At 22.3% G+C, this 2,741-nt stretch carries 3 protein-coding genes; all 3 read right to left on the reverse strand.

Annotation, left to right across the window (positions count from 1 at the left end):
- Positions 1 to 75 precede the first annotated feature (75 nt).
- Positions 76 to 969: a DUF368 domain-containing protein gene (locus tag Q5F54_RS12670; protein WP_302169417.1), complete on the reverse strand. Its 894-nt coding sequence runs from the start codon at positions 967 to 969 to the stop codon at positions 76 to 78.
- 172 nt (positions 970 to 1,141) lie between these two features.
- Complete coding sequence (locus Q5F54_RS12675; protein ID WP_302169418.1) at positions 1,142 to 2,170, reverse strand: acyltransferase; 1,029 nt, start codon at positions 2,168 to 2,170, stop codon at positions 1,142 to 1,144.
- Between the two features lie 385 nt (positions 2,171 to 2,555).
- A partial coding sequence (locus Q5F54_RS12680) for a hypothetical protein (protein ID WP_302334546.1) occupies positions 2,556 to 2,741 on the reverse strand: 186 nt, incomplete at its 5' end.

Here is a 2,741-nt window from a genome sequence, read left to right on the forward strand (position 1 = left end):
CTTCTAAGAAACCTAGCTTATTACCAACATCGTATCTTCTTCCTTCAAAGTCATAAGCATATATTGCAGATGCTATTATATTTCTTTATTTTTAAGCACATCCTTAAGTTTTTCTAGTACTGGAACTAATGTACATCCTATAACAAAAAATATGATACTAAATGTTTTTATGCACATTGGTGGTTTAGGTATTTCAAGAGATGTAGGTCCCATTATAACTGAATATATAGATCCTATCATAAGACCTATAATACAATATATTGTTTGTGCCCTAAAATTTCGAAGTAAATATCTTACCATTCTTACTGTTACTAAAATACCAATCAAAACTCCACATCCAAATATCAATATACCTGCTAAGTAATCAAAATTTAACTTTAATACTTGTTTTACAGCATTAAGTATCGGTGCATAAAGTCCAAATATTAAAAGTATAGTAGAACCTGATATGCCTGGCAATACCATTGCTGATATGGAAATCATTCCAGATACAAATATGTATGCTATAAATAATAGGTTTAAATTATCATATTTAATAGAAAAACTATTACCACTATTAGTAACTGGGTTAAAATAAGTCATTGCTCCAACTACAGTTATTCCTATTATTAAAAATATTATATTTTTCTTATTATCTATTAATGTTTTTCTTTCTGATTTAACTATTAATGGAATAGATGATATTATAAATCCTAAAAACAAGGAGTTTATTTCGTATATATTTTTTTCAAATATATTTGTTATAAACAATACTGATAGTATAAATCCTGTAATCCATCCTATTCCTATCTTTGCCAGAAATTTAAATGCTTTTATTCTACCACTTTTATTGTTTGATATTAAACTATGTAGTGCGTTTACAAAATCGTCATAAAAACCTAATATAAATGCTATTGTTCCTCCTGACACCCCTGGTACACTGTCAGCTAAGGCCATACAAAATCCTCTGATAAAGTTTAATATATACACAATGACCTCCATTAATTTATATTTTATAAATACGATTCTAACAATTCTAACTCTAATCTATATTATTTGAATATATAATCGCTTCTTTATTTAAACTTTCATAAATTATATTTCGTAATATTTATTACTATAATATAACGAAAATACAATATTTATTTCATCTCCATACCGATTATTTGCATATCTTTTTATGCCTAATTTTAGTTTTAGCATATCCTTGTATAATAGTAATTATCATTGCAAATGTAAATATAAATATAAATCTTGTAATAAAATTACTATTTATCAGCGGTATTGAACTTCCATATATCTTTAAAATATATATGGGTATTATATGCCAAAAATATAACCATAACGAATTAGTAGATATATATTTTACGAATCTATTATTAAATATATTGTAGATACATTCAAAATCTAATATTATTAATAAAAATAAACTAACAAATACTCCATATGATATATAATAGATAGTAGGTGGATATTTATAATTTTGAGTAGAGTCAAAATTATAATGATATGCTAAACATATAAAAATTATTAATGATATGCTTCCATATATATATAATTCTTTTTTACTCATTTTTTTTAATCTTATTCCTATTGAACCTATTAATCCCCATCCTATCAATGATATAATAATATTTTCAAAAATTAATTTAATCACTCCACTTAATTTAGAGTTTATACTTATTAACCCTAAATATAATATATATATTAAAATTAATCCTATAAAATAGTTCCTATTGTACTTTATTTTATTACTAATATATAATATTATTGGATTTAAAATTGCAATTAAAAAAAATACCCTCATTATCCATACATACCCTATACCTTTATATCCTGTACGTTCTATCAATAAATATGATTCTAAAATACTTTTTAATCCAAATCGATATTCAGTATTTGTTAATAAGGATATAATATAAAAAGCAATAAAGAATATAAATAAAAATATCCATGTAGACACAATTAATCTATAAAATCTTTTTATTATATAGTTACTATAGTTTATATTTTTATCGTTATTACTTAAATAAAAGGATGCTCCCATAATCATTACCATTAAAGTAACATCAAAATTTCTTAATAAAAATATAGTTTCAGGTGGTTTAGTATGAGATAATATAATACATATTATTGCAATAAATCTTAAAATATCAATTTTATAATCTCTCTCTTTTACTTCTTGATTCATTTACTTCTGCTCCTTATATTGTTTAAGTTATAAACTAATCTACATGTATTTATCTATAATACTTAATTCTATTTTAATTTCGCAGATTAATGATTCCCTTCAATTAGAACATAACATGTACCAGCAATATGTTATTATATTTTCATATTTTTAGATTATTAATCATCTAGCATATTTTTACTGATAATTTATCATTAATTTGAATTACTTTTATTATTATAGATAATTCTTTACATTCTCTTATATATATCTTAAGAATATTCTTTTTATTTTAAATATAATATTGTCACCTAATACAAAAGGAACTAAAAATCATATATATTTTAGTTCCTTTTGTATCTAAATTGAATAATTACGGTATATAAATGACTATTTTAAGTTTATATCAGCTACTATTTTTTTTAATAAACTTAGATTTTAATTGTTCTAAAACATTTAACGCTATATCATCTTTTAATAAAATACAGCTAATACCATATATAAATGGTGCTATTATTACAGATATAAGTATTACTACTATATGGTTATTAATAATTGACTTTATTATAATTATTGGTATCGCCATACATAA

This window comes from uncultured Romboutsia sp. (genome assembly GCF_958366745.1).
In the GTDB taxonomy this organism is placed as follows: Bacteria; Bacillota; Clostridia; order Peptostreptococcales; family Peptostreptococcaceae; genus Romboutsia; species Romboutsia timonensis.